Here is a 6,939-nt window from a genome sequence, read left to right as displayed (position 1 = left end):
GATTCGGCAGTGAGATGTCGGAAGCGCTGGATCTCAATGCGCTCGGCGCCTGCGTGGTCAAGAGCACGAGCCGCGAGCCGCGCCTCGGCAACCCGACTCCGCGTATCGTCGAAACATCCTCAGGGATTTTGAATGCGATCGGTCTGCAAAACGGCGGCATCGACAACTTCATTGAAGAGAAGCTGCCGTTTCTGCGCCAATACGATGTCCCGATTATCGTCAACTTGGTCGGCTACGAAGTCGCGGATTATGTTTATCTTGCCGAGCGGCTGACGGAAGCGGGCGGCGTGCACGCCTTGGAGATCAACATCTCCTGCCCGAACGTCAAGCACGGCTGTGACTTCGCGGTCGATCCGAAGCTGACGTTCGAATTGATCACCGCGCTGCGCAAGGCCACGGATTTGACGCTGATCACCAAGCTTTCGCCCAATGTGACGGATGTGGTGAGCGTGGGCCGGGCGGCGGCGGACGCCGGATCGGACGCGCTCTCGCTGATCAATACGCTGCTTGGCACCGCGATCGACATCCGCAAGCGTAAGTTTCGGCTGGCGAACGTGACCGGCGGCCTGAGCGGCCCGGCGATCAAGCCGGTCGCGCTTCGGATGGTCTGGCAGGTCCATCAGGCGCTGCCGAATATCCCGCTGGTCGGGATGGGCGGCATTGTGACCGCCTATGACGCGATTGAGTTCCTGCTCGCCGGCGCGACAGCGATCGCTGTCGGCACCGCAACATTCATCAACCCAACGGCCGCAATCGATGTGGCGACAGGGATCGAGAAGTTTCTGGAAGAGCAGGGGATTGAGGATGTCAATGAGCTGATCGGCTCCGTAACGCGATAGCCCAAAAGACAAAACGCCCGCCGGACTGAGCCGGCGGGCGTTTGCTTATTTTCGGAAATTTTCGAGAGTTTTAAAATATTATAGCGATACTGCGTGTTCGGCGTCGGTTCAGACGTCGACAACTTCTTCCAGGCTCACGTTGTCCGCGTCGCGCTGCTTGCGTGCGACATAGCGTCGTCCGGTCTTCGGGTCGTTGCCTTCCCAGGGATACTTGCCGCCAGCTGAGGCTCCGGGTCCGACAGTAACCATCATGGGGTCCAGAACGGGCTTCATGCGATTGAAGATCTCGGCGTAATCATTCTCGGCGTCCGAAAAATAGCGGTTGGCCGCCGAATTCCATTCCACGGGAACGATACCAATCTGATTGAGCTTGGGCATAATGTCCTCCTTCAGTATTTTGTTCAGGGAGTGAATTGGATACTCCCTCAACTATTATACCGCATTTCATATAATAATGTTCGGCGAATATTATAAATTCTTTAGATAGCAAACATACCGGATTTTCTCCCTCTCAAATGCAGCTGCTTCAAGCGGCCTTGAAAATCGTCGCGAGTGTCCCGCAAGGCGCTCAAATCGCCGTGGATCTGGCGCGCCGTCGCCTGCGTTTCGACGCGCGCCTGACCGATCGCGCGCAAACGACGATGCTGAGGACGATCGTGCTGGGGCCGGAGCCGTTTCACGGCGAGGCAGAGTGGGCGGCGGTTTCGCTGGCTGGAACGCTCGTACATGAGCATTGGCACACGCGTCAAAATCCGCTTTGGAAATCGTGGTCTTTCTGGGCGGGCATATTGACGCGCACGCACCCAATGCTCCGATACGAGCAACCGGCGTACGCCCGCCAGATTGGTTTTTTAGAAGAGTTGGCGCGTGTGTCGCCAGCGCACACGCCGTTCGCGCGCGCCGAAGCAGAAGAAGTACGGGCGGCGTTCGCGCTGCATTACAGGGGAGAGCTTATGTAGTTTGCGGGGGCATGACATAAGATTGCTCGGATAGCCGGCGAATAAATTGTTCCTGTAAATTATGCTGTGATGAGCAGCCCATGGTTTGAGCTTGTTTGCCAGTTCCCATTGAGCAGCGCCGTGTGCAGCAACGCCAGCGCCTTACTGCCGCGGTCACTCCAACTCATCGCCTTCTGTTTCTGGCGTTGGCCAACAATTTGGTCAACGCCTTTTTCCATGCGGCCACTGCCAATCGATTTGCCAGCATCGCGCCGCTTCTCGTAATCGATGATTTCCCAAGCGTGCTTCTCTAAATAGCCGATCAAATCATCGCGCACCTTCCCATTGCGTGGTGTGAGACCATCGCGCAAATACACAATCGCTTCTCCTACGTTTCCGCGCCAGAGCAAAGGCAGTAAACGCCTCAGATGGGCGATCTTCTCGTCTTTGGTGCGTGAGATCATCGTCATCTTCTCACGCACCTTTTTGCAAAGATGAAACCAGTCCAGAACGACCGTGATGGCGTGACCGAAAATCTGAAGTAATTGGGTACGGATCGAACTGGCCCCATCAGTGATCGCAACTACGGATAAGCTTCCCGAGAAGAAGCCTTCGTCGGAAGGGACACAGCCATACTCCCGACGTAAAAATGCACGCGACAGATCGACCAAGGAGATCCGTTCTGTCCCATCAGATCCGATGGCCGATGTCACATACTCAAATCCGCCAGCACGTCGCTCCAGCATCACCACATCGGTACTCACACGCCCTGACGCGGTTTGTTTCGAACCAAAAGGACGAACTTCCAACGCAGGAACATAAGGATGTGATGTTTTTTCTGATGTGATTTCTTCTAACTGTGTTTCTTTCTTGGAGGCGCTCAAGCGCTTCGGTTTTTGACGCGTCACAAGAATGGCGTCGGTGTAAACCAGCACCTCGGGATCGGAACTATAAACGTCGACCTGGGTATTGATGAGAGGCATGGAGCCCATAGTTTCCAAGGCTTGCTCCTGCAAGTCCCGGCTAATGGCGCAGGCCTTGGCTTCCACAATATTCCAGATGCTTTGGTCGCAAAGAAGACGTTGGCCCGCAAGACGCTCCACCAAATCCGCGACTTCTGAGTAGCTGACTTTGGTGCTATAGAAACAGCACAACTCGCGCAGGCCAACACTCAGATGGCAGCCGATATTGCTCTCTTTATTGCTCTCTTTTTCTATGTCCGTTTCTTGAGAGCCGGCTGCTGTTCCGTTTCGTTTCTCCTCACTTTTGAGAGAGGAGGAAATGAGCTTGAGAGAAACGCTTTGTCCTGCCGAGCTTAAGAGGCGTTGTTTGCGCCACTGAAACTGGCCATGGATCGTCTTCACGGTGACGGGGGTTGTTCCGTTGCAGCGTACTGCGTGTCTTTTTTTTCCTGTTCGACTTGTTCGTGTTGAGCCGCGTGTATCAGCTTGGCTTCGAGCGCAGGAAGCGCGGCGATACGAAACGTCTCGACGGAAGCCTCGATCTGATCGAGATTTTGGCAGACGCTATCGAGCAAGTAAACTTGTTCGGGCGAGGATCCCAAGGGTTGACCGTCATCATCTTCCACAATAACTCGGATACGCGGCATAGTTCCCTCCGCTCATTCGTCTCAAGAAAGGAGTTTGAAGAAAACGGATCGTTTGAAGAAAACGGATCGAGAGAGCAGTCCCTCGATAGGATCAAGATACCCATCACATCATTATTTACAGGAACAATTTATTCGCTGGCTACTCTAAATGCTCTTCCAAGAGCGTGTGTCGCACGCCCCATATCGTCCGCGCAGACGACGGCCGAAATTACCGCCGCCGAATGCGCCCCAGCGCGCGCAATCTCTGCGATATTCGACAGATCAATGCCGCCAATGGCGACAATGGGGAGATGGGGGAATGCACTTGCAATCTCATGCATGCGCTGTGTGCCGACGGGCGCGCCCGCGTCGACTTTCGTTGTCGAGCCGTAGATCGCTCCGACGCCGAGATACGAAGCGTGAGGCGCGAGTGACGCGGCCTCCTCCACGGAACTGACGGAGACGCCGACGATTTTGTCGGGACCGAGCAGCCGGCGCACATCGGCGACGGACATGTCGTCCGGCCCGAGGTGCACTCCGTCGGCGCCCGAGGCGAGGGCGACATCCACGCGGTCATTGACGATCAGCAGAGCGTTCGCGGCGTGCGCCATCCGGCGCAGCTCTCGCGCCAATTCGATCAGTTCCGGCGTGGCCCGATGCTTGTCGCGCAGCTGTACGACACGGCTTCCGCCGCGCAGAGCCGCCGCCACAATCTCCTGAGGCGAACGGTCTGGACGCAGATCGGGGTCAGTCAGAACATACACCCCGCCAATCTTCTTCAATCTCTCTGCGTGCGCCGCCTCGTCTCTCTTTTGAATGCTTAATGGCGAAGGATAACCGCGTCCTTGACCGATGACGACAGGATTGTTCAGCGCTCGGACGACGGCTGCCTTCGCCCGAGAAGCGCCTTGGTTTAGTTCCATTCCCATACCTAAATAAGTCGCGAGCGCGCTGGAGAACAGGCATCCCGTGCCGTGCGTGTGCGTCGTGTCCACGCGCTCTCCATTCAGAATTTGAGCGCCATGCGGCGTCACAAGAATGTCCGTCGGCTCACCGGCGAAGTGTCCGCCGGTAATCAGCGCCGCTCGCACTCCTAGCGCAAGCAGCGCATTGCCAGCTCGAACGGCGTCTTCCGTCGCCCTGATTGCGGTCCCCGTCAAAATTTGCGCTTCATCAAGGTTCGGCGTGACGACAGCGCATAGGGGCAGGAGCATTTGAACGAGAGCGGTGCGGCCCGTTTCGTCCAGCAAATGTGCGCCGCCGGTGGACGCCAGCACGGGATCGAGCACGACATTGGGCAGCGTGTATTGCGACAGAATACGAGCGACTATCTCAACTTGCTCCGCGCCGCCGAGCATCCCGATTTTGACGGCGTCGGGCCGTGTGTCTTCAAGAAGAACATTCAATTGGTTCGCCAGAATGGAGGCGGGCGTTAGAGCAACGCTCTGGACGCCGAGGCTGTTCTGGCTGGTCAGCGCGGTAATGGCAGAAAGTCCGTAACCGCCGAGCGATTCGATGGCGCGCAGGTCCGATTGGACCCCGGCGCCGCCACTGGGGTCCGAACCGGCGATTGTGAGAACGATGGGTGTTTTCATTTCGTGTTGTGAAATCGGCTGGGATCGAACGCCTTAGGTGGGTTGTGCCCGCCTAAAATACATGAGGTCAGGAGATCGGCGGTCTGCGGCGCCAGAAGAATACCATTGCGTCCGTGGCCGGTCGCCGCGTAGATGTTCTTTCCCCTGGACATCCGCCCGAGGATCGGCAGTCCATCGGGGCTTGCGGGACGCAGGCCCGACCATCCCGACAGCAGCGCCAGTCCGCTCAGGGCGGGGACGAGCGCTTCGGCGTCCAGTCGCAGACGTGAGATGGTATACGGATGTGTCTCGGGATCGAACTGCGCTTCCGGCTCCTCTGTGGCGCCGAACACCAGTTCTCCATTTTCGCGCGGCACAAGATAACAATCGCCCGCACAGATCGTATGCCGCAGCGGTGACCCGCTGGAAGCGTCGAGCGCGCCCAGATGTCCCTTGAGCGGCGTGACGGGCAGCACAGCCTTTGGAAGCAACTCGGCCAGCGAACCCGACCAGGCGCCGCCGCAAATCACCAAATGGTCACAGGAGACAGCCCGCGCGTCCGTATGGACGGTGTATAACTCAGAAGCGTCACCGTCAATTTTCGTGACACTTTCCCCTGAATAGATCGCGGCGCCGGCGTGTTTCGCCGCCTTCTCCAGCGCTTCCAGAAGCAGGCGCGGCTGGATGTGCTGTTCAGCGGGCGACAGAATGGCGAGCAGGGCGTCGGGCGTCAGTTGTGGTTCGGCTTCGCGTAAATCTTCGGGCGTCAGCATCTCTAAGGGTAAGCCGAGATGCGTGCGACGGCGGAACATCGCCTTCAGTCGTTTGGCTTCGTCTTCATCTCTCGCAATGCGTAGGATACCGGCGCCCTCGATTTGCAGCGGCGACTTCACTAACTCGGCGATTTCCTGTACGAAGCCCGAATACTTTTCCAGGCTTGCCAGACCGAGATCGAGAAGAGTGCTTTCGCTGGCGGCATCGGACAATGGGGCCAGCATCCCGGCCGCCGCGTGGGTGGCCTGTCCCGGCAGCTTGCTGTCGATCACCGCCACGCTCGCTTTTCGCTGCGACAAACGCCACGTGAGCGACATTCCGATCACGCCGCCGCCGATCACCGCCACATCGAAATGTTTGGCTTTGGACATATGCTAGCCGCCCGCCATCATTTGGACGATCTCCAGCACGTCGCCTTCCACTAGGCTTGTCTCGGTGTATTGGCTGCGGGGAACGATCTCGCCGTTGTGCTCCACGACCACCATTTTGGAGGGCAAACTGCGCTCTTCCAAAAACGAGCCGATTGTTGCATTGTCTACGCAGATGCGTTCCTCACCATTCACAATAATCTTCATGTTTTTTTTCTCAATGTTTCTTGCCAGCCGCCTCGTCCAGCGCCGCCCGGTACGCCGCTGCGGCGGCGCGGGGATTGTCGGCGAGCATAATGGGGGACAGCACCGCGACGCCGGCCGCGCCGGCGTCCAGGCAATCCGCGACATTCTCTGGAAGTATCCCACCGATCGCGATGACGGGAATCCTCACCGCCTGGCAGACGGCGCGCAGGAAATCCAGGCCCGCCGGCGGCAGATCCGGATGGGAGCGTGAGGCGAAGATCGTCCCCGCCACCACATAATCCGCGCCTTCGCATTCTGCGGCGACTGCCGTTTCCAAGCAATGCGCCGATCGTCCGACCAATGCGTTTTTGCAGAGCGCTCTGCGTGTTTCTGCCACCGTCTCCGGGCACGATTCGGGCAAATGACGGCCGTCCACTCCAAGTCGCACCGCGATCTCCCCAAGCGCGTTGGCGATGACGCGCGCCGGCCATGCGGCTTGACGCAGTGTCGATGGCAGTGCGGACCCGCCCGCGCTCTTGTCCCGCCACTGCACGATATCTACCCCGCCCGCCACGGCTTCAGACACAATTGTGTCTAAATTGGCGTGCGGCTCGGTGACGAGCATGAGGATTCGGCCCCCCTGCCCCCCAATCCTGGGGGAGGAGGTTGGCG

The 6,939-nt window shown here is 58.3% G+C and carries 9 protein-coding genes; 2 read left to right on the top strand and 7 right to left on the bottom strand.

Annotation, left to right across the window (positions count from 1 at the left end; translation table 11 throughout):
• On the top strand, positions 1-839 hold an 839-nt coding region (locus tag ABIZ35_RS07495), incomplete at its 5' end, for a dihydroorotate dehydrogenase (protein WP_348219260.1).
• Between the two features lie 108 nt (positions 840-947).
• On the opposite strand, the gene ABIZ35_RS07490 is transcribed toward ABIZ35_RS07495, so the two are convergent.
• Positions 948-1,217: a hypothetical protein gene (locus ABIZ35_RS07490; RefSeq protein ID WP_348219259.1), complete on the bottom strand. Its 270-nt coding sequence runs from the start codon at positions 1,215-1,217 to the stop codon at positions 948-950.
• A gap of 137 nt (positions 1,218-1,354) precedes the next feature.
• Between ABIZ35_RS07490 and ABIZ35_RS07485 the strand changes: the two genes are divergently transcribed.
• Complete coding sequence (locus ABIZ35_RS07485) at positions 1,355-1,798, top strand: hypothetical protein (protein WP_348219258.1); 444 nt, start codon at positions 1,355-1,357, stop codon at positions 1,796-1,798.
• 59 nt (positions 1,799-1,857) lie between these two features.
• Here the strand turns inward: ABIZ35_RS07485 and ABIZ35_RS07480 are convergent, their stop codons facing one another.
• From ABIZ35_RS07480 to ABIZ35_RS07455, 6 genes are all read right to left on the bottom strand, one after another.
• Complete coding sequence (locus ABIZ35_RS07480) at positions 1,858-3,141, bottom strand: hypothetical protein (protein ID WP_348219257.1); 1,284 nt, start codon at positions 3,139-3,141, stop codon at positions 1,858-1,860.
• A complete protein-coding gene (locus ABIZ35_RS07475) occupies positions 3,138-3,386 on the bottom strand; it encodes a hypothetical protein (RefSeq protein ID WP_348219256.1) in 249 nt (82 codons plus the stop codon). Before ABIZ35_RS07475 ends, ABIZ35_RS07480 begins: the two co-directional genes overlap by 4 nt.
• Before the next feature lie 128 nt (positions 3,387-3,514).
• Entirely contained in the window at positions 3,515-4,960 is a 1,446-nt protein-coding gene (gene thiD, locus ABIZ35_RS07470; protein WP_348219255.1) for a bifunctional hydroxymethylpyrimidine kinase/phosphomethylpyrimidine kinase, read from the bottom strand.
• Positions 4,957-6,084: a glycine oxidase ThiO gene (thiO, locus tag ABIZ35_RS07465; RefSeq protein ID WP_348219254.1), complete on the bottom strand. Its 1,128-nt coding sequence runs from the start codon at positions 6,082-6,084 to the stop codon at positions 4,957-4,959. Before thiO ends, thiD begins: the two co-directional genes overlap by 4 nt.
• Before the next feature lie 3 nt (positions 6,085-6,087).
• On the bottom strand, positions 6,088-6,288 hold the full coding sequence (gene thiS, locus ABIZ35_RS07460) for a sulfur carrier protein ThiS (protein WP_348219253.1): 201 nt from the start codon (positions 6,286-6,288) through the stop codon (positions 6,088-6,090).
• Positions 6,289-6,298: 10 nt separating this feature from the next.
• A partial coding sequence (locus tag ABIZ35_RS07455) for a thiamine phosphate synthase (protein ID WP_348219252.1) occupies positions 6,299-6,939 on the bottom strand: 641 nt, incomplete at its 5' end.

This window comes from Capsulimonas sp. (assembly GCF_039929585.1).
Classification (GTDB): Bacteria; Armatimonadota; Armatimonadia; order Armatimonadales; family Capsulimonadaceae; genus Capsulimonas.
This window is presented reverse-complemented; position numbering and strand designations above follow the sequence as displayed.